The organism is Ruegeria sp. CL5 (genome assembly GCF_056536485.1).
Genome location: NZ_JBQFPS010000003.1, coordinates 55,827 through 77,379, shown reverse-complemented (window position 1 = coordinate 77,379; position 21,553 = coordinate 55,827). Strand labels below are relative to the sequence as shown.

Genomic DNA, 21,553 nt, shown 5'->3' with positions numbered 1-21,553 from the left:
GAACTGCAAACCCTAAGGCATCAACGACGCCTGAAGGCATCGTTTGCCTTCAGGGAACGTCGACAACAATCACCGAGATATTATCTGCGCCACCCCCATCCAGAGCGATTTGGATCAACTGATCTGCCACTGTCTCAATCGGCATTTCGGACAGTGCTTTTTCGAGCATCGGAAAAGTAGCATATTTGCTTAATCCGTCCGAGCATATCAGGAACCGGTCCCCCGGTTGAACTTCGCCACGGATCTTGTCCAATTCCAGCTCATCCCCAACTCCCACCGCACGGTTGATGGCGTTGGATTGAGGGTGTTGCTCAGCCTCATCCCAGCTCATCTGACCGGCCAAAACGAGATCAGCGACCACGGAATGGTCGGTGGTCAGCATCTGAATTTGATTGTTCCGCAACAAATAAATTCGGCTGTCTCCGGCCCACAGCCCAACAAAATGGCCATTTGCCAACATCATGCAGGCAACAGTCGTGCCGATGGTTCCGCCACCGCGTGCCTCGGCCTCGGCGCGGATCGCCGCATGAGCCTGCCGAAGAACATCGCGCAATGTGACCATCCGGTCTGAAGGTGGCAGACCCGGGGGAATGGCCGCAACCATATCCGCAACAAGCCGACTGGCGTAATCACCCGCCTCGTGACCGCCCATCCCATCCGCAACCAGCCACAAGTTTTCCTCGGGCAGTGCAAGCACCGCATCTTCATTGAGCTTCCGCTTGAGGCCAACATGGCTGCGGGCGCTGTACCGAACGCGGTGACTTGAATTCATATTGGCCTTGCCTCGGTCCAGACTGCAGCGTGAAGGTTGAACAAACCTTGCATGTTTGCCCCTTCCGGTAAACCTTCGCAGACCATCATTCGAGGCACACCACCGATTTCAGTGCTCCAAATTGTCGGCATCCGAAAACGATCAGATACTAATCCCGAAGCAAGATCGGGCAGCAGGCCGTCGGATACTTCTCCGCGCGTCAGTACCAAGGTGTTGCCTTGTGCACGAACCGGGGCTGTTGGCTCCTGCACTGGAACGATCAAAGCCTCAAGCTCCTTAGCCAACTTGTCACGGGTCATGTCGTCCTCGAGCGCAGCCAATGCGAGATCTTCGAGCTGACCGTAAATCTCCGCAGCCCGAAAATGAGATAGAATAGCAGAACCCTCGTTCGAAATCGCTGCAACCAATGTCAGGGGAAAGCGTCGCCCTACTCTGTCCACGGAAGGCATAAGAACGCCCAGCATTTTCTGCGGACCTGCCAAGCCTGGGGCAAGGCAGAAGCGCCAGATAGGGGCCGACATGTAATGCGAATCCCAAGCAGGCCCCAGCGACTCGGACGCGGCAAGCATGCTGTGCTGTATCCAGGTGTCCCAGGGCTGGACAAACTCGGGTGCTACCCCGAGCCGAAAGAAATCTCCGACCGAGGGCATCTTCCCGAATGCGCCAAATCCAGCCTTCGGCATCAGAAAGACTTGGGGCAGCTGAATTTCTGCAGCGCCGGCAAAGCAAAGGGGTTGATGACCGATCCTGATTGCAGCTGGAAAATCGCGATGCGACCGCCAACGTTGAATATTACCTTCTTGCGGTCTGACACGTTTGTGCGCCGCACCTCGGCCGCGTCAAGTAACCGAAACCAGGCCCACGGTCCGTCCTTGGACAAGACGCTTTCAATGTTGCGCTTTTCCGGTTCAAAGCTAACGCGCGCCAGCCCAACCTGACCCGGCCAGGCAATGGCCATCGGTGACGGAAGCCCGCCACGATGACGGAACTCCAGCGTCTGACCGTCAATCTCCAGCTTCACGCCCTTGGCCTTGGGGTCCAGCGCCTCGGGCATGATCTGAAACTGTATCCGCGGCTGGGGGCCAGCTGCAAAAAACGCTTCTCGGATCTCGGCTGCATTCTGAAACTGGGTCAGTACTGCCTGACTGATCCCCAGATCGGCCTCATTTACACTGGTTTTCCAAGACCACGGCCGGGTACGCATATCCACATGCTTTGCGAGGTTTTCATTGAAGAACGTATCAATCAAACCTTGCGGGCCAAACAGCTTGCTGAAATCACCCATGGCAACATCCGCGCCCGATCTGCGGTTGAACGGATAACGATCGGTCACGACCTGTTCGCAGAAGGGCAGTACATTAGCCTGCCAGCGCGCATTAATAGATGCGCGCGTGCTGTCCGACGTGATTCCCGATGAGCCATCGATGATCTGCAATGCCCAGCGTTCCATCGGGCCAGGAATACGCGCCGCTTCCTGCTGGAACTGCTGCAACGCCTGACCGGATTCCGCGCCAGTGACACCACTGAAGGACATCTTGTTCAGTTCTTGATACACACCGGTCAGCGATCCCATCAGAAGATCAAGCTGCGAGGGTTGTCCCTGTTGCTGTTCCACCAACTGATGCAACCAAGAGAACCTATCTTCGACATATTGGCCCGGTTCTTGCACCGGCTCTGATGAAGTTGCACCGCTGGACTTGGCCAGCGCTTCCAGCAGGATTTGTGTCTGGACGGAGGTTGCGGATTGCACTTCCAGGCTGGCGGCATTTGACAACCCTTCGTTCAACGCATCCGTATTGGGCAGGGCTGAACGGATTTCTGTCAGTTTCGTCTCGTCAGATATCGAATTTAGGATGTTCACGATAGGCGACGTCGGGCCTGACAGTACGTTGGTCACCTCAACTGCATGGCTCAGGCTTTCCATAGGAACGATGTCGATATCGCCTAGCATGGCGTCATAGCGCGCGATGTAATCGTTGTAGTACAGGTCCAGAACATCTCGACTAAGCGCCGCAAGGGCCAGTTCGGTTTGCTCGGCTTCTCCGCGAGGACCTAGAACCCAGCTTTCCTTTTGTACCCGTTTGGCCACTCCGACCGCTTCGCCCAAAAATACGTCGTTGAAACCTTTGTAGGTGAAGATCCCCTCGATCCCGTCATTTAACGGCTTCCCAGACGACCGGACCAGAACGCGACCAACGGCAGGGCCGCCAACTTCGGTAATGCGCCACTCCGGCAAGGCCGTTGCAGTTGGGCTGGATATGATCCCATTATACACCCGCTGCGCCAAGGGCAGCTCCGATAGAATACCTTGGATCTGTTCCACCATCGGCCCATTCAAGGCAACGGCCTGCATCGGCTGACTCAGCAAAGCTTCAAGGTGATCATTCAGGTCGGCGCGAAATTCCTCACGAGAGGGGCCAGGGAACGAAACCGTCCAATCGATATTCATCCATTCATTGACGAGGTTCGGGTTCATCGGACCCTGCAAGCCCAACATCAGGTAAACCTTGAGCGCTTCATATAGAACATCGGGATTGTTGATATTCGCGCTCATCTGCTCCTCCAGACGCAGCAGCAAGCGCGGTAGGAACCGTTGGTTCAATGCGGCGCGATAGGTCTGCGCCGCCTGCGTACCAATCACGTCACCCTGATACAGACCATATGTCAGGCGCGTTTCCGGATCCGGATCTGACAGTGTCGGATTCGCAGGCAGATCGCGCAACGTATTCAAAGCCTGCACGACAGGTACAAGATCGGTATCTCCCACCGGGCTGGGCGGAAGCGTTGCTGCAGCAGCCTGATAGGCGGACACACCTTCCTGCGCCTCGGCAATCAGCTCGGAATTTCCCGAGAAGCTGCGCACAAGCAAAGCGCCAACCGTCACGGCCGCCATAACAGTCGCGGCGACCGAAACCCATTTGGTAATCCTGTACCGGCGTTCAACCTTATCATCTGCACTGACCAGACCTGCTTCACGGAAAATCACCTGATCAAACAACCTGGTCAGGAAGTACGAGCGCCCTGAACCCTGCCCCGTACCAATGGCCTGACGCCCGATCCCGAAGGTCCGCGCCATCCCCAGCATCAGCCGGTCAATCGGTGTGCCTTCCTGCGTTCCAGACGTGAAATACACTCCGCGCAGCATGTGGCGATGCTGATAGCGGCTGTCCTGAAAAACCTCGGTTAGAAATTCATGCGCAACCTTCCGGAAGGATGCCACCTGCATCGGGAAACCGGCAACCAGAGCGCGGCGCTGTGGGTCGGTTTCGGTCTGCATCCGTTCCAGCGATTGGGCGTTCAGGCGGCCCAGCAGCAAGGCGAACTCTTCATCGAAGGCAGCAACAGGAGATTGCTCGGATCGAGACTTGTCCAATGGCAGCGTGAAGCCCCACACCTGTTCACGATCTTCCTTGCCCAGATTGTCGTAGAATTCGGCGAAACCGGCAATCAGATCAGCTTTGGTAAACAGGATATAGACCGGAAAGCGCACACCCAACTTCTCGCGCAGCTCCTCAAGCCGACGGCGAACGGCTTTCGCGTGCTCTTTCTGAGTGATTTCATCCTGCAGAGACAGATCAGAAAGCGAAATCGCAATCATCGCGCCATTAATGGGCTGGCGTTTACGATATTTCTTGAGCAACCCAAGAAAACCGATCCAGGCCGCATTGTCGACTTCAGCGTCACTTTCTTGCGTTGTGTACCGCCCCGCAGTGTCGATAAGAACAGCATTTTCAGTGAACCACCAATCGCAATTGCGCGTTCCGCCGACGCCACCAATCGCTGTTTTTCCCATTTCATCGGCCAGTGGAAAGTTAAGGCCTGAATTCACGATCGCCGTGGTCTTGCCTGCGCCTGGCGGGCCAATCATCACATACCATGGCAATTCGTTTAGATGGCGTCGTCCGTTCTTGGATTTACGCAGCGCCGCCATTGCCGTTTTCAACTTGCCACGCAGCTCGGAAATCTCGCTGTCGATCATATCGCCGCCATCACTGACGGCTTCGGTGATTTCTTCGGTTAGGTTCTTTTCGCGTCTGCGGCGGACAAAGAATACCGTCAGCGCGATAGCCAAAAAGATGGCAAATATGACGCCACACCAGATCAGGCGCGCCGCCACACCATCCAACGGGCGCCATTCATCCGATCCGATCAAAGGCCCGAAGAAATACAAGCTCAGCGACAGAGCAATCGCGGTAAAGAACAGAACCGTGTAGATGGATAGGAAAACAAACTTCAGAAATCTGAGGACAATCATGGGGTTTCCTCCTGAACCAACAGGACTTCGATCCGACGGTTGGTCGCGCGACCTTCTCGAGTCGAATTGTCGGCGATTGGTTCACTGTCGGCCCGACCTTCAGCGCTAAGCCGTTTGGGATCGGACAAATCCGCCGCCATCTGGTTCATGACAGATTTGGCCCGAGCCAATGAAAGGGCCAGATTGGACGGAAACCGAGAGGACCGGATTGGCACGTTGTCCGAATGCCCAGCCACGATCACGGAACCCGGTTCGTCGTTCAGCGCTACCGCAACCCGGCGCACCGGTTCGCGGAATTTATCCTGCAGATGATCCGAACCCGAGCCAAACATGCCCGAGCCTTTGATGCGAATGACCAGTGTGTTGCCCTTCTCAAATACCTCGACCAATCCTTCGTCGATCTCGGGCTTCAGGAATTCCACGACCTTTTCCACCTGTGCCTGCGGTGGAGGCGGTGGAGGTGGAGGTGCACGACGCTGCAATTCGGTCACAGGACCCGCATCAATTACCGACATCTGTCCTACAAGATTTTCTGTTTTATTAGACAGCGCGTAGGACAGGCTACCAAACTCGATCATCAGCAAAAGGGCCGTCACGCCAAGCGCGATCCAAACCGGTTTCCACATGCTGAGCGCTCGATATGGCTTATCTTCGCCTTCCCAATGCGGAGCTAGGTCGCGTTCAACCGGGCCGCGCTGAGCCCGGATGATCCGCGCAAGACCTTGCCTAATCTGCAAATGCTTGTCCGGACCTCCCTGTTCCACCCGCAAGCGGCCTTCAAAGCCCAGTGACAGGCACATGTAGACGAACTCTAGCAATTCGATGTTGTTCGCAGGCTCTTGTTCCAGCCGCGCCAGAAGATCATAGAACCGATCGCCACCAACCGTCTCGCGGTGGAAGGTCCCGACCAGAGACTGTGTGGCCCAGCTGGATTGCCCGCCCCAGGGTGTATTCAACACCACATCGTCCAGAGTGGCGCAGAGCGCATAGCGTGCGATCTTTACTGACTGGGCTGGGATACCCGCCTGCAATGCCGCGTTCTCGAAACTGCGCACTTCGGCTACCACGCTTTGGCGAAGCTTGTCGGGGTCCATGTGTTGCGCGCGGTTGCGAATTCGACTGATGAGCGAAAACAAAGGCGAGGCACAGGCATTCAGGCGGTTCATGCCGGTGGTTGCCACCTGCTCTGTTCCACCCTGTGACATGCGCGGTTGCGAAGCCTGCGCAGGTGGCACGCCAATTTCTGCCCCGCCCGCCGCTGGCTGCTGGGGTGGAGTCTCCATCGGGTAACCTGCCGGTTGCTGAGACGCGGCAGGCTGCTGCTGCGTGCCGCCGGGCTGACGCCGTCCACCCGGGTTAGGTCGGATCACCGTCTTGTCTGTGTCGTCCGGTTCGGCAAAAGGATCGTTGTCGGACATCGTTTTCCTGCTTCCTCAAGGCCCCCGCATCTTACTGTGACCCACGCGGGCAGCCCCATCAAATTGTTTTTTGGCAACCACTCAAGGCCTCGTCTTTCAAACGAACGCTTACTGATTGCGGATTGCCCAAAGTTCCATCTGCAGACCTGGGTACTGTCCTGACACGTGCACCGCGATCCCACCCGAGGTAGTCATTTTGCTCCAATACGGGCTGGCGGCGTCCAGTTCGAAGTACACCACGCCCGAATGATACGGAATTTGACGCGGAGCAACCGGGAGCGGGCGCAGCGTGATTCCCGGTAAGGCCGAGTTCACCAACTGACGGATTTCCTCGACTGGCCCGGTCTTGGCCTGGCCCGCAAAATGCCTCCGTACATCTTCGGCTGGGATATCGGCATTGACGGCCAGAACGAAACCGGCATTTCCGATCAACTTGCGGTCGGCAATTACCCCTACGCTAATGCCGTATTTCCGTGGCTCCAGCGGGATCGAGATCGCCGTCTGCTCCAAAACTGAGCTCAGGTACTGGCGCAGAACGCGGATCACTGGTGCAAAAGACTCGGTCAGATTGTCATGCTGATAGGCTGGAAACTGCACGGCTTCCTTTTCGGCACTCATAAAGGTCGCAAGCTCCCCGGCCAGCGCGGCACAGACGCGATAAACATGTTCAGGATGCACATTTTCGATATTTGCGAAATGGCGAACAAGAGGCAGGTTCCGGTTTATCACCATCAACAACAAGAAATCCGATATCTCTGCAGCACCCTTGGCAGGACCGCCTTCAGACAATCTTCCGGCCAAGGCCTGCATCCTGTGTGACAGCATACCCTCAAGCTCGTTCATGAAGCCCGCCAGTGCCGGAGCCGCGCGAACATCCATAACCGAGGGGATAAAGCCACGGTCCATTATGATTTCTTTGTCCGGACGCACTTCGATGATCCGGGCAATCGGAATGGCAAGCTTGTCGGCCAAATCGTCAACAGCCAGTGCAAACTGCAGGCGCAGCTTGCCAACACCAAGGGTCACCGGCTTTTTTTGCTGGCTCATCACATCCGTGATTTCCTGCTCTGCCGGGCGCAGACGGCTAACCGACTGTTCAGCCCCGCTCAGGTCTACTTCGGACGCGCCTTGCCGCCTTTGCGGAACCGTCAAATATACCACGCAATCCTTGATCGACTCGGGCACTTCCAGCGCCGGTGGATGATCTTCGGCCTGCGGGACGCGAAACACCTGCCCATCCGATGTCAGACCCGCGCAAGACTTGAGCGCGATCTGACCGACCTTGAGTACTTCGTCATCAATCTCAAGCGCACTCAAACCCCAGGCATAGGGCGTCATTCTACGCGCCAGCCCAGCCACCAGAGCCTCAGTATATCTGTCGGCCTGCTGGAAATGATGGGGCTGCAGAAACAACCCTTCGGTCCAAAGCACCTTGCTGTCCCAGGACAATGGCTGCCCTCCCTTGTTATCGCGCCCAATCTGGACGTTACTTCAGCTTCTCCAGCTGTTCCTTATAGGCACGTGCGAACTCGCGGCTGAATAGATCGTGGAAATCATTCTCTGCCTGGTCCGAAATCTCCGCGTACATCTTCTCATAGACTTCCCAATATTGGGTCTTCTTACCCTTGAAAAGTGACCCAAGTTTGCCAGACCCTTCAATTTTTCCGGCCAAAACTTCGGGATCAAGACGAGACAGCACGCCTTTCAATGCCGCCTCCATGCCTGTCACCATGGCGATCTCATGCGCCTTAATGTCATTCAGCGCCTCCTCAGTCGCTTCTTCCGAAGCCAGATAGCCTTTGACACGGGGCTTCACGAGCGCTTCGATTGCCTGCTCTGGGCTGATCGAAAACTTCAACGGGTTATTCCCACCTGCGCTGATCATCGTCTGATCGATCCGGAATTCGGACTTGATCGAGGTGCGCGTCATCAGGATCTCGCGCAGACCAACAATCATCGTTCGCAGCACACGGCCCAATCGGCCCATCGTTGCGGGCAGGTCAGCATCGTCAATGCGTAGATCATCCACCTCAAGCGCCTCAAGCAAAGCGCGCGCCGCCGCCTGATCCCCAGTCGCGACAGGCGTAGCGGCCTGTACGTCCACTTTTGCTTGTTGCGGCGCAGGTTCGGAAGATGCAGCTTCGGGTTTGGGGATCGGTGGTGGTGCAGCAGCCTGCCCACCCGGTGTCGGTTTAGTTGGCGGCGGAGCCGGGTTTTGTGGTGCGCCCCCGAAAGGGTCTGTGGGTGACGCGCCTTGTGGCGAAAGCAGGTCATCATCCCAATCATCCGGGATCAGATTTGCGCCACTGCTTGGAGCTGAAAACGCATCCGAGGCTGACGGATTGTGCATCGGATCGCTGGCCCCCATTTCCTGATGCGCATCTTTTGGTTTCGCAAAAAATGGGTCGTCATCATCCAAGGGCGGCAACAGCTCATCCATCGGGTCAGGCGTTGAAATTTGGCCCGGCCCTTTCGGCGCATCTCCCCCCAACAAATCATCAAGGAAATCCCCGTCCGGCCCTGAATCGTCCAACAGAGCCAACGGGTCCGGCGCATTTTGCGACTGCCCCGGAGAGACTCGATCCTGTTGCGTCGGCTGAGGAATCATCTCTTCGAACGACGGCAGATCAGCGCCGATTTCGACCACCATTTCATACCCACCCGCCGTCAGCACATCGCCATTGTTCAGCGGTGTGGGCGTCCGGCCCAGGGCAATCTTAGAGTAGTTGAGAAAAGTGCCGTTGGTCGACAAGTCCACAATCACCACGTTGCCATTGTGATCTTCGATGACAAAATGGTTCTTGCTGAGCGTTCGCTCAGGGTCGGGGAGGACAAGGTCATTGGCCGGTCCACGCCCCACGGTCAAAGAACCCCCCTGCATCGACACCGGGCGCCCGTCGCCCGGCACAATGCCGGTGGATTGAAATTTTAGTGTGACCGTCATTCGTTTGTCTTCATCCTCCAACCAGAACGGTGGGGCAGCAAGGCGGCAGGATCGGACCACCGCAGGCGCAAGTATCCATAACCCGCGCCGCCGGAAGCTTGCCAATCAGCACCGTCGCCGATCCTTTCAATATAGGATGCGGAAATGCAGGTGTCGCCAAATCTGTCACACGCGCCGCTGGCAGTTTCGAAACCAGAACGGTTGGACAACAAGGTGGCATGATCGGCATCGGTACCGGCGCAGGAGGCGGCGGCGCTGGCGGCGGTGCCGGCAGCGTGCATGCGTGCAGATCAGTTACACGGGCCTGTGGAAATCCCATGTTTATTCCTCCGTCCCTGGACCGGCACCGTCGCGGTCCAGATTACCATTCCCACCCCGAGCAATATCGACGCCGCGATCAATCAGCAACTGTAGGTAGGCATCAAAATCGCCTTCGTGATTGTCCATCGCAACAACATTCATTGCAAAGGCCACGATTTCCGCCGCCCCAAGCGGGGCTGGCATTGTCGCCAGATCGCCGGTTCCCAGCGTACCATCTGAATAGAGCACGCCAATGGCACAATTCACGGTTTCGTCATCCGGGTCGGCCAGATCAATGGTTTCCCCCGCTTTTTGCCGGTTTTCGGGCGTTGGGCGAAACACCCATTCCTCGGATGCAGCTAAAGCGCGGGTATTGTTGTCCGGCGCTTTGCCGATGTAATCGCGTGCGGCCAGGCAAGACCACCACACGCGCTCACGTGGCGGCAGCGCAACACCCAACAGACGCAGTACATCAATGTAGGCTTCCTTTTTGTCCAATTCAGCCAGAACAACATCCAATGCAGCGCTAGCCGGGGCATCAAGTTCAACACTGAGCCGCGCGTTGGCGTCGGCCAACATCCGGGCGGCGGGTACCTGCGGGACCTTGACCATATCTGCAAATCGTTCACTCATCGGTCGGACCCCTAGTTGATCATCGTCAGGCCGCCCTTGAGGGTCAGCATGGCATCGCCGTTTACAGTCGTCATCGGGCTTTTTGCATCCAGTTTGGCATTCGCCTGAACCTTGATCATCGTACTCTTGATTGTAATGCTTGTCGGATCCAGCTTGATCGATGACCCGCCCACTTTCAGTTCAATCGACTGCATTGCGGTGACGGTAATCTTGCCCGATTTGGCATCGACCTGAATATTGCCGGTGTTCACCGTGGTTGTCTTGTTCCCGGTCTTGATCGTTTCGGTGTTGTTGCCGGTCACGGTGCGGGTGGACTTGCCCTCGACCGTTTCGGTCTGGTCGGTCTTGATTTCGACCGTCTGGCTGCCGGTTTCAATCTTGAAAGTATGGTCGCCCTCTTTGATCGTTTCATCCACGTTCTTCTTGACCACCTGGCTCAGACAGCCGTCGCCGCCGTTGCCGCCTTTGTCCAGCTTGTCATAACCAACGGTAATGGTGGACATGTTCTTGACCAGCTTTTCATGATCCTTCTGCGCCTGAAAACGCACCAGTTCTTCGCCCTTTTTGTCCTCGAACATCAGCTCGTTGAACATCTCGGCGCTGCCACCTTTCGAGGACCGCGTCTTGATCCCGGTCTGCGTTTGATTGGCAGGCAGCGCATAGGGCGGCATGGTGTCCGCGTTGTACAGCATGCCGGTACAGATCGGCCGGTCCGGATCGCCCTCTTCGAACTGGATCACCACCTCCTGACCAATGCGGGGAATGCTGACCATCCCCCAGTTCTTGCCGGACCACGGCGTGACGACACGCACCCAGCAAGTCGTGTTCTCGTCTTTCTTGCCTTCGCGATCCCAGTGGAACTGCACTTTGATGCGCCCGTGCTTGTCGGTCCAGATTTCCTCGCCGCTTTTGCCAGTCACAATGGCGGTATGCAGCCCCGAAATCTCGGGCCATGGCGCGGTCAGGGGCGAGCGGTATTTGACTGATTTCGGCTGCGCCTCGAACTCGACCATGAACATCTCGCCGCCATCATCGGGGAATTCCAGCGCGCCGGTATCAAGGTCTTGTGAGTTCTTCTCGAACCCGTAACCCTCGGTCGTCTGCAGGTAATAGGTAGCCCCGGTGATCAGGAAATCATCGTTCTGGGCCTTTTCGGGATGTTCCTTCAACGTGAAGGTTTTGCCCACCTCCATCGCCCGGACTGAGGCGCGGCCCCGGCGGCGGTCGAACCGGGCATCTTCGGCCTCCATGCGCACCTGAGCACGGGTCGTGCCGAGCTTGGTTTCCTTATAATAATGTCCGGGTGCATCGTACAGCTCATAGCTTTTGTAGTTATGCGTAGCCTTGGTCTTTGTGTTCGCCCGCACATCCAGCTTGGCGTTCGGCGTGTTGAAATCGAAATCCCGCAGCGACACGACGCCCGGTACGACCTCTTGCGAGCTAGCCCATTCCGACACGCAATCCGGCAGGCGCTGTTTATAGTCATCGCCTGGGCGATATTCGACCGTCGATATGCCTTCGATGGGCTTGTGCGCGGAAACATCGTCGCACAGCACGAGCGTTTCCAGCTTACGCTCGGCATTCGCGTAGTCGAAATAATAATAGATGCCCTCTTCCTGCATCAGACGCGAGATGAAATCGAAGTCGGTTTCCCGGTACTGCACGCAGTATTCCCGCTGCTGATAACTGGCGCTCAGACTCTTTTTGAAGTCCGAGAACGCGTACTCGCCGAAGATTTTTTCGATGATCTGCACGGCGGTCATGTTCTGGAAAATGCGGCTGTCGGTGGTCTGATCCAGCATCCAGAACCAGGGTCGCAATTCTGCCAGCAATTGTACAAAGCCATCCCGCAGTGCCAGCCGTTCAACGCGAACAATCGTGCCGGTGAACTTGCGCTCGGCCCCCTTGGCGGCGGCCATGTGGATGGTCATGATCTTGCCCAGCAGCTTGTCCAGCGCGATGGACTTGTCCGGCGACAGAACCTCGACCTGAATGTCCGTTAGCTCGCCCAGCTTTTCCGTCACAATCGCCCGCCGGATGACAAGCTCGTCTTCGCCATAGCTGTATGAGCCGGTGATCCGAAGGGGCCACTCTTTACTTTGCATACCTTGCGCCATTTACCGTTCCTTCCAAATCTCGTTCGACACGCCGTTACAGATCGGCCAGCAAAGCCGCCAGTTCCGGGTCCATTTCATCTTCATCCCCGTCATCCCCCGCATCATCATCAAATGCCGAGAGAAAATCATCCAGACCGCCAGCGTCATCGTCCTCAATATCCAGGTCGAAGTCATCGTCATCCAGATCCGATGTGTCGTCATCGCCGAGGTCAAGATCTGGATCGGAATCATCGTCCAGACCCAGATCATCCATATCAAACTCATCGTCCGAGACCGCCTCTTCCGCCTCGGGCTCATCCGGCACATCCGGTGATGGCGCCGGAGCCGGGACGCCTGACCACGGCCCTAGCAACTCCTGACCAGCGACCGAGTTGAACGATCCCAGCCTGATCTCATCCCGCCCTTTGACAGACAGCAGGGGCATATAACCGCGCTGAACCGAATGTTCGTGCTTGTCCAAACTGATATTGCGCTCGGTGCAGGGCAGAGCCATCTGATCGCCATAGCGGTCGTTTACGAAATGATAAGGCATTCCACCAAGGCTCATGACTGAACCCAAATTCATCGCTTTGCCATTCTGCTTGAATGACCGTGCAAGTAAGATCGTCACTAGCACCGCTGGATTGGCCCAGAGCATTCCGCGCAATCCTTCAGCCTCGGTGAATTCCTCGAATTCAAACTCATAAATTGGTTCGGAATTGGCCCCGTATGGCCGACGCAGCAGAAAGCGTGGCGAAGCAAGCCCGACATGCCCGGCTTCAGGCATCATGCGGAACGTGTCCCAAGCCTTGACCACCAATGGGTGGCGGTCGTCTTTCTTGATGTCCAGATAGGCGGGTGTAATAGCGCTGATAAAGGGTGCATCCACATGTGCAGCAACCCGGCCCACGCGCCCGAGAAGTTCTGCATGAGGCGGGGTCTCCTCGAAAGTATAAAGACCGATCATCGCGGAATATCCTCCACGTCCGTTCTCTTCATCTAGCGGCTCTTCGGTCAACAATCGCACAAGCCCGGTTTGGGCCAGATCCTCTTCGGCGGCCAGATCGGCGGCGATTTCTTCAGCGGATACATCGTAGAGGATCACATCCAGCGTATCGTCATCTTCGACGCTGCGGGCGATCAAATCCAGACTGCGCCATTGCGCCTCGACTGACTGAAATTCGGGATGATGCAGAACCAGCCGCATCGCCGTACTCAGCGCGTCATCTACCGCAGTCTGCATAGCGGCGACATCGGGACTGGGTAGTTTGTGGATATGCGGCCCAACCACGCGCTTCAACAGATCGTCCACCGGAGAGGGTTGCGCCAATTCACCGCCGGTATCACCGATTAGCTTCTGAAAATCGCTCAGTTTAAGATCAGCTCGTACGGTGTTGCCACCCGAAGACTTGCGCGGTGGAACCACAGCCTGGCCAAATTCCTCTCCCCATGCGGTCAGCTGTTTTGCCGCGTGATCCGCCGTTGCTCCGGCACTCAATTGGCCTTTCAGGCCCGCCAGACCCTCAAAAAGCTCAACGTTTTCGTACAGCTCATCGGGATGCAGGTCGTCGAGCTCATTCAGTTTCACCTCAATCCCTGCGCCATCCTTCCCGATAGGCAGCACAAGGGTGGTGGCGAAGCCGGCGATCACATCCTCAACCGTATCCGAATCCAGCAGGATCGGTTTGCGCGCGGCCAAAGCGTCCCCCGTCTCGATCTGGCCCCTCGCAGAACGGCCCGAGAAATCGCCAAAAACTGCTATACGAAAACGGCTACGCTTCAAGCGTTCAGGATCGGGCCTGTCGGCGCTCATCCGACCAAAAGCGAGCATCGGTTCCCCATCCGGTTTGGCCCCTTCCGAAGCGACCTCTTTACCGGTGCCCTCGGATTCGTCATCGTCCGACAGCAGATCGTCCAAATCAAAGTCATCTGCGTCATCGGACATAGTCTCTGCTTCATCCGAGTCATCCAGCAAACTGTCCAAATCAAGATCGTCCAGATCAGTCTCGGCACTTTCGGATCCTGATACGTCATCGGACGAGTCATCATCGTCGAACAGGTCGTCCAAATCCAAATCGTCGAGGTCTTCCTCGGATGTATCCGCCGCGTCATCATCCTCAGACGCGTCGCTGCTTAGCAGATCGTCCAGATCGAGGTCATCCAGCTCATCAGGCACAGGATCTTCTTCATCCGTGTCGTCCAGCAGACTGTCTATATCCAAATCGTCCTGATCAGTCTCGGTGCCTTCAGCTTCTTCTGCATCGCCGGTCGTGTCGTCATCGCCAAGCAGGCTGTCCAGATCCAAGTCGTCGAGATCTGCCTCGGAAGTATCCCCAGCGTCTTCTCCTTCGGTCGCGTCGCTGTCTAGTAGGTCGTCCAGATCGAGGTTGTCGTCTTCACCTTCTGATACGGGACTGTCATCGTCTGACGGGTCATCTTCGAAAAGTTCATCCAGCTCCAAATCGTCCCCGTCTGCTTCCTCCGCAGTAGCCTCGGAACCCTCATCATCCAAGGCAAGGTCTCCGAGCAGATCGTCCAGTTCAACCTCATCCGAGGTCTCCTCCTCGGTCGCGCTGTCTGACAAATCGCCTAGTAAAGCATCCAAATCGTCAACGTCATCCGCACTTTCCTCGGGCACGTTCTCTGCCAGATCGCCGAGAACATCATCTAAATCTTCTGCGTCATCCGCGCTATCGAGATCCGGAATTGCTGCAAGGATATCATCCGATTCATCATCCTGATCCATGTCTTCTGGTGCCATGTCGGCAATATCGCCCAAAAGATCATCGATGCTGCTGTCTTCAGTGTCCTCCTCGGGCGCAGCGTCGGCAAGGTCGGATAGTATGTCATCACTCTCGTCGTCGTCATCGGCCTCTTCAACGACCGGTAGCGAGGCCAACGCGTCTGCTGAGGAGGTATCCTCCAGCGCTTCGTCATCCGGTGCCAAATCCGCGAGGTCGCTCAGCAGGCCATCTACAGGGCTGTCATCCAGGGCATCATCTGGCGCAGCATCAGCGAGATCGGACAGGATGTCACTGCTGTCGTCGATGTCCTCGGCTTCGTCAACATCCGGCAGGGACGCCAGAGTATCGCTGGCTAAACTACCCTCGGTGGTGTCCTCAACCGGCGCCATTTCGGCAAGTTCACCAAGCAGATCATCAACACTACTGTCTTCAGACTCGACCTCCGGCTCTGCTTCGGCAAGGTCGGACAGGATTTCGGAATAATCGGTTTCGGTTGCTTCTTCTGTCTCTGGGAGGGACGATAGCGCCTCTTCTAGGGAATTGTCCTCGGCAACAGCATCTGAGGCCTGATCTGCGAGGTCGGACAAAATACCTGTTGCCTCATCTTGCGCCTCGTCTTCTGCCATGTCTGGAACTGAAGACAAGACGTCTTCGACCGAAGTATCTTCTACGGGCTCTTCGGGGGTTGCACCTGCCAGATCAGACAGCACGTCAGCGGTCATGTCGGTTTCGTCGTCGCTTGCAATCGCTTCCGGTAATGAAGCCAAAGCATCGTCCAGGGACGTATCCTCAGGCGGGTCTTCGGGAGCATTGACAGATAGGTTCGATAAGACGTCTGACGTCTCATCCGGATGTTCGACGACCTTGGTTTGGGGCAGCGTCGCCAATGCCTCGGCCACCGAGTGATCCTCGGGAGCGTCCTCGGGGGCCAACTCCCGCAATGCATCCAGTGTCGACGCTGGGTCAGGATCTTCAACCGGGCCGCTTGCCAGCGTCGCCAACAGTCCAGGATCGGCCAGAATCTTTTCGATTAACGCCTCGGCTCCGGCCTTGCCGTCCATATAGGCCATGAGCGTGGCTAGCTGAGTGCGCGCGTCCAGTAGTTTCTGCAGCGGTTCAATCTTGGCCGCGATCTGGGCCGGGTTGAAATCACCCATCTTCTCAAATGTCAGGTCCACCGACAGATTGCCATCACCTGTCAGAGTATTGGGCACCGAAAATGCAACACGAGGAGCCATCGCCTTCATGCGGTCATCGAAGTTGTCGACGTCGATCTCGAGAAATTTGCGGTCGGAAATCGAGACGGCTTCGGCCTTGGACTTCCCGGACAGATCACTCAGAACTCCCATCACGAACGGCAGCTGAACCTTTTTCTCGGCCCCGTACAATTCGACATCGTATTCGATCTGAACCCGCGGCGCCCTGTTGCGTGCAATGAACTTCTGAGAACTGTCAGCCATCGCCCTGCCCTTTCAACTCCGCAACCTCGCGACGCAATGCTTTCACTTCGACAAGCAGTTCCTTAACGCGATCGTCAACTATGTCCGTTTCGCTGCGTACCAGTTCACGAAGATGCGAAAACTCTTCGACTGACTCGTCTTCGACCGCTGACTGCATCGTATTGACCAGTAAACCAATGAACAGGTTCAACACTGAGAACGCAGTTATGACGATAAATGGAACAAAGAATAACCACGCAGTTGGATGTGTTTCCATCACGGGACGCACGATGCCCATCGACCAGCTTTCCAGCGTCATGATCTGGAACAGCGAATACAAGGACCGGCCCAGCGTGCCGAACCATTCGGGAAAATCGGGGCCATACATCAGCGTAGCCATGACAGCAAAGACATAGAACACGATCGAGATCATAATGATCACTGCGCCCATGCCCGGCAACGCATCAAGCAAGGCCTGTACCACAGCCCGCATCTGTGGAATGACTGACAAAAGGCGCATGGCGCGAATGACCCGCAGCCCTCGCAAGGCTGAAAGGCCATCGCGATTGGGCAACAGGCCCAGTGTTACGACCACAAGATCAAAGATGTTCCATGCATTTCTGAAGAAACTTAGCCGGTAAGCATAAAATTTCAGCAGCAACTCGGCCACGAAAATACCTAGGACGATGCTGTCAAACGTGGTCAGGAGATGGCCAACACTGGCCTGTATGGACGCCGAAGTCGACAATCCCAGCGTGATCGCATTAAAGATGATCACGCCAAGAATGGTGTTGGTCACAGCCTTGCGTTCAACAAATGCACGCACGGTGTCGCGGAGCGTTTCGCTCTTCTCGATACCGGTATCCAACATGGCCTCCTGTCGTCTAGCATCTGTTGGGCGCACAAGTGGCGCGCCCAACGTGTCAGGGTTCGATCAACCTACAGCGTCGCTGATGTTGTCGATCATACCTTTCACGGTCTTGATGTTGGTGAACATGTTCTTGGCTTCCGTTGCGATGGTTTTCTTATCCAACGCCTTGATCTTGTCGATGATCGCGGTGTCGTCCACTTTCAGCCCATTGCCTTCCATCAACGCGTTCATATCATTTAGGAAATTCTCGCGATCTTCCAGCTTCTTTGAAAGTTCACTGGCCGAGCGTTTGACGTTCATACATTCAGCGCCCAACTTGATCCCCTCTTTGAGGGTCTTGGAGCCTCTGGCCGCCTTCATCAATTTGTCTGCCGAAGCGCCCAGATCATCCACTTTATGACGTGTCTTCGTCGTATGTTCGCGGTATTTCTCGCGTGCTTTCTTTGCGTCCTCCGCCTTGCCTTTCACCGCTTTCGCTGCGAAATCCAGCATATTCTTGGCGATGGTCTTGGGGTCTTTGCCCTTTGTAACTTCCTCACCCATCGCAATAGCTTTGGCGGTGAATTTCTTAATCGCCTCCAACGGCTTTTTCGGCGAAATACCGGATGTATCCGTGATACCTTGTCGCTCGGCCGCCTGCATGATGACAGATTCACGCAATTTCATGTAATTCTGGATTGCCTTATACAGGTCCTTGCGCAGCTTTTCCTCACCCTTGAGCTGTTGCTGAAGCTCCTTGCCCAGAGAATACACTTGCTTGGCAATGGTCTTGTAGGCCATCGCATCTGCGCCCGAAGATGCCACCAACCTCGCGACTGCGCCACTGATCTTGATGACGCCCATGGTTACCTTCACCGTGGTTTTTATGCGCGCCTCTTTCAGCAGCTTGTCTTTGTTCGCTTCGTCTTTCAGCTTCTTTTCGATCGCCACCTTGGCCGCACCTTCGGCGGAGGCCATGGCATTCTTGATCGACTGATTGACGCCCTGGATCAGCTTTTCCGCCTCGTCCTGGGATTTTTTCCCAGGCGTCTTCATCAACTCCCCGACTTTTTTGTCGAGCCGGACAGCCTCTTGAGTGATCGTCTTTTCGTAGTCGTCCAGCACCTTCATGCCGGCATCTTCCAGACGTTTCAGCGCGGTTGAGGGTACCGGTGCGGGCTTTTTCAGCTTACCCGATTTCGTGATCTCGAATTCTACATCAACCCGGTATTTTGGGATTTCGATGTATTCAAGCTTTGGCTTCGACCGGATCAGATCGACGACGTAAAACTTGTGCTTGGTAACTGTTGTCTTTGCCATCTTGGGACTCCTCCACTGGCGATAATCTATTGAGTTATGATCCGTCCGAATGGCGGCCTTTGTCAGTCAAACCCATAAGTGAATTCGCCGTCTGTGACCTCGATCACCACTTTTGAAACTTCGTGCCCTTCCATCATACGACGAAGGAACTCAGCCGAGATATCAGGCAGCATCGTATTGGTCACAATCGCGTCGATCATGCGGCCTCCGCTGTCCAATTCCTGGCAACGATTGACGATCTCTTCGACCACTGAGTCAGAGTATTCGAAGGGCACGCCATGAGCGTCCTGAACACGTTTTTTGATCCGGCCCAGTTGCAGTTTGGTGATCTCGCCCAACATTTCAGGGCTCAGCGGGTAGTAGGGGATCGTGACCAAACGTCCCAAAAGCGCGGGCGGGAAAACCTTGAGCAGCGGATCACGCAGCGCTTTGGCCATCCCCTCGGGGTCGGGCATCAAGTCGGGGTCCGCACACATATCCATGATCATCTCGGTCCCGACATTCGAAGTCAGCAGAATCAGAGTATTCTTGAAATCAATTACGCGACCCTCGCCATCTTCCATCACGCCCTTGTCGAAGACCTGAAAGAAAATTTCGTGTACATCAGGATGCGCTTTTTCGACCTCATCCAACAGAACAACCGAATACGGTTTGCGTCTTACCGCTTCGGTCAGCACACCGCCCTCGCCGTAGCCGACATAACCCGGAGGTGCCCCTTTCAAACTGCTGACGGTATGAGCTTCCTGATATTCGGACATGTTGATCGTAATGACGTTCTGTTCACCACCGTACAAAACCTCGGCCAGTGCCAGCGCGGTTTCCGTTTTGCCAACACCACTGGTACCTGCGAGCATGAACACACCGATCGGTTTGTTCGGATTGTCCAGTCCCGCACGGCTGGTTTGAACCCGCTTGGCGATCATCTTCATCGCGTGGTCCTGACCAATCACACGCTTGGCCAGGCGTTCTTCGAGATTCAGAATGGTCTCGATTTCGTCTTTGACCATGCGGCCGACGGGGATACCTGTCCAGTCACCGACGACGCTGGCCACCGCCTGATGATCGACGATGGGCAGGATCAGCGGGATATCACCTTGTAACTTTTCCAGTTCTGCATTCTTGGCCTTCAATTCGGCCAGCAGTGCCTCCCGGTCGATGGGTTGCGTATCCGGGGCTTCATCGGTCGCGGCTTCACCCTCGGCTGTTCCAGTTCCTTCAACCTCCTGACCACCCTCGCGCAGCTTGGCACGCAGGTCGAGAATTTCTTCGACCACCTTTTTCTCGGCGTCCCAACGTCCAGTCAATTCTGCCAGTCGCGCTTCCTCAGCCACTTTCGCGGCATTCACCGCTTCGCGCCGCTCGGCTACGTCATACCCTGCTGTCTCATCCCGCTCGATGATTTCTAACTCAGTCGTCAATGCCTCGATCCGCCTTTGGCTGTCGTCGACTTCCGCCGGAACCGCGTGCTGGGATACCGCAACGCGGGCACAGGCGGTGTCCAGAAGGCTGACTGATTTGTCGGGCAACTGACGCGCGGGGATGTAGCGAGCCGATAGCGTCACCGCCGCCTCGATCCCTTCGTCCAGAACTTGCACACGATGGTGTTTCTCCAGCATCGAGGCGATACCGCGCATCATCAGGACAGCTTTTGGAATATCTGGCTCTTCAACATGCACGACCTGAAAACGCCGGGTCAGGGCCGGGTCTTTCTCAATGTATTTCTTGTACTCAGCCCATGTTGTCGCGCCGATTGTACGCAATGTACCACGCGCGAGCGCTGGTTTCAGAAGGTTAGCCGCATCTCCTGTCCCTGCGGCACCACCAGCACCAACCAATGTATGCGTTTCATCAACAAACATTACGATCGGCGTCGGGCTGGCCTGCACCTCGTCAATCACCTGACGCAGGCGGTTTTCGAACTCACCCTTCATCGAAGCCCCAGCCTGTAATAGACCCACATCCAACACCAGTAAGCGCACATCCTTCAATGCCGGTGGCACGTCACCACGTGCAATCCGCAGCGCAAACCCTTCAACCACCGCCGTTTTACCGACGCCAGCCTCACCAGTTAAAATCGGGTTGTTCTGACGGCGGCGCATTAACACATCGACGATCTGCCGGATTTCCTCATCGCGACCCACAATCGGATCGATCTCGCCGTTGCGCGCCTGTTCAGTCAGGTCAGTGCAGAACTGCTCCAATGCCTCACCTTTACCCATCGCGCCGGGTGCCATCGCACTGCTGGCCTCACCAGGTTCGGCCCCACCCCCAACATTGGAACCATCCTGTGCGCCCAACGTATCCTCAGGAGAACCATCTGTGGCCTCGGCAAAGCTGTCGGCCAGATCATCCGCGCCTATCTTCGCAAGCTCGGGCGACATACTGCCCAGAATATTGCGCAGCGCGGGCGTCTTGAGCATGCCCAAAATCAGATAACCCGTGCGTACTTTGCTATCGGAGTATAAAAGCGAACCCCAGACCCAGCCGCGTTCCATCGCATCCATTAGATGGTCGGAGAGGTCCGAGATCGAGGACGCCCCGCGCGGCAGCATATCCAGACTGCGGGTCAGTTCCGACGCGATCTTGCCCGGATCCAGATTATAGTGCTGGATGATCCGGTGAATGTCGCTGTCTTGGCCATTAAGGATTTGATGCAACCAATGCTGGATCTCGACATAAGGATTGCCGCGCATCTTGCAAAATACAGTGGCCCCTTCGATCGCTTGATAGCCCAGCTTGTTTAGCTTGCCGAAAAGCGAAACACGGCTGATTTCCGTCATAT

General features: G+C 56.1%; 13 protein-coding genes and 1 pseudogene. All 14 read right to left on the bottom strand.

The genetic code is table 11. The features are described 5' to 3' along the window. Positions 1 to 49 precede the first annotated feature (49 nt). Entirely contained in the window at positions 50 to 772 is a 723-nt protein-coding gene (locus tag ACR0IU_RS06550; RefSeq protein ID WP_480715678.1) for a PP2C family protein-serine/threonine phosphatase, read from the bottom strand. After that, the gene (gene tagF / locus ACR0IU_RS06545; protein WP_170471984.1) at positions 769 to 1,455 is read right to left on the bottom strand and encodes a type VI secretion system-associated protein TagF; all 687 of its coding nucleotides are present in this window, start codon (positions 1,453 to 1,455) and stop codon (positions 769 to 771) included. Before tagF ends, ACR0IU_RS06550 begins: the two co-directional genes overlap by 4 nt. Further along, the gene (tssM, locus tag ACR0IU_RS06540) at positions 1,455 to 5,027 is read right to left on the bottom strand and encodes a type VI secretion system membrane subunit TssM (RefSeq protein ID WP_480715677.1); all 3,573 of its coding nucleotides are present in this window, start codon (positions 5,025 to 5,027) and stop codon (positions 1,455 to 1,457) included. Before tssM ends, tagF begins: the two co-directional genes overlap by 1 nt. Beyond that, a complete protein-coding gene (gene icmH, locus ACR0IU_RS06535; RefSeq protein ID WP_480715676.1) occupies positions 5,024 to 6,445 on the bottom strand; it encodes a type IVB secretion system protein IcmH/DotU in 1,422 nt (473 codons plus the stop codon). The genes tssM and icmH overlap by 4 nt, the downstream gene beginning before the upstream one ends. A 108-nt stretch (positions 6,446 to 6,553) precedes the next feature. Next, on the bottom strand, positions 6,554 to 7,894 hold the full coding sequence (gene tssK, locus ACR0IU_RS06530; RefSeq protein WP_170471990.1) for a type VI secretion system baseplate subunit TssK: 1,341 nt from the start codon (positions 7,892 to 7,894) through the stop codon (positions 6,554 to 6,556). Positions 7,895 to 7,931: 37 nt separating this feature from the next. After that, entirely contained in the window at positions 7,932 to 9,389 is a 1,458-nt protein-coding gene (gene tagH, locus ACR0IU_RS06525) for a type VI secretion system-associated FHA domain protein TagH (protein ID WP_480715675.1), read from the bottom strand. 10 nt (positions 9,390 to 9,399) lie between these two features. Then, positions 9,400 to 9,708 carry a PAAR domain-containing protein gene (locus ACR0IU_RS06520; RefSeq protein WP_010443407.1) on the bottom strand — a complete coding sequence of 103 codons (309 nt, stop codon included), beginning with the start codon at positions 9,706 to 9,708 and terminating at the stop codon, positions 9,400 to 9,402. 2 nt (positions 9,709 to 9,710) lie between these two features. Continuing rightward, positions 9,711 to 10,322, bottom strand: a complete 612-nt coding sequence (locus ACR0IU_RS06515; RefSeq protein ID WP_480609474.1) for a DUF6931 family protein — start codon at positions 10,320 to 10,322, stop codon at positions 9,711 to 9,713. An 11-nt stretch (positions 10,323 to 10,333) separates the two neighbouring features. Continuing rightward, positions 10,334 to 12,439: a type VI secretion system Vgr family protein gene (locus tag ACR0IU_RS06510; RefSeq protein ID WP_010443405.1), complete on the bottom strand. Its 2,106-nt coding sequence runs from the start codon at positions 12,437 to 12,439 to the stop codon at positions 10,334 to 10,336. A 34-nt stretch (positions 12,440 to 12,473) separates the two neighbouring features. Further along, the gene (locus ACR0IU_RS06505) at positions 12,474 to 15,551 is read right to left on the bottom strand and encodes a type VI secretion system contractile sheath domain-containing protein (RefSeq protein ID WP_480715861.1); all 3,078 of its coding nucleotides are present in this window, start codon (positions 15,549 to 15,551) and stop codon (positions 12,474 to 12,476) included. Between the two features lie 573 nt (positions 15,552 to 16,124). Next, positions 16,125 to 16,622 (bottom strand): annotated as a pseudogene (gene tssB / locus ACR0IU_RS06500) (type VI secretion system contractile sheath small subunit); the annotation flags it as partial. Next, positions 16,615 to 17,472 carry an ion transporter gene (locus ACR0IU_RS06495; RefSeq protein ID WP_170472001.1) on the bottom strand — a complete coding sequence of 286 codons (858 nt, stop codon included), beginning with the start codon at positions 17,470 to 17,472 and terminating at the stop codon, positions 16,615 to 16,617. The gene ACR0IU_RS06495 and the pseudogene tssB, both read right to left, overlap by 8 nt. 63 nt (positions 17,473 to 17,535) lie before the next feature. Beyond that, positions 17,536 to 18,771 carry a hypothetical protein gene (locus ACR0IU_RS06490; RefSeq protein WP_170472003.1) on the bottom strand — a complete coding sequence of 412 codons (1,236 nt, stop codon included), beginning with the start codon at positions 18,769 to 18,771 and terminating at the stop codon, positions 17,536 to 17,538. A 62-nt stretch (positions 18,772 to 18,833) separates the two neighbouring features. Further along, positions 18,834 to 21,551 (bottom strand): type VI secretion system ATPase TssH, encoded by a 2,718-nt coding sequence (gene tssH, locus ACR0IU_RS06485; RefSeq protein WP_480715674.1) that lies wholly within the window; start codon positions 21,549 to 21,551, stop codon positions 18,834 to 18,836. Between the last annotated feature and the right edge of the window lie 2 nt (positions 21,552 to 21,553).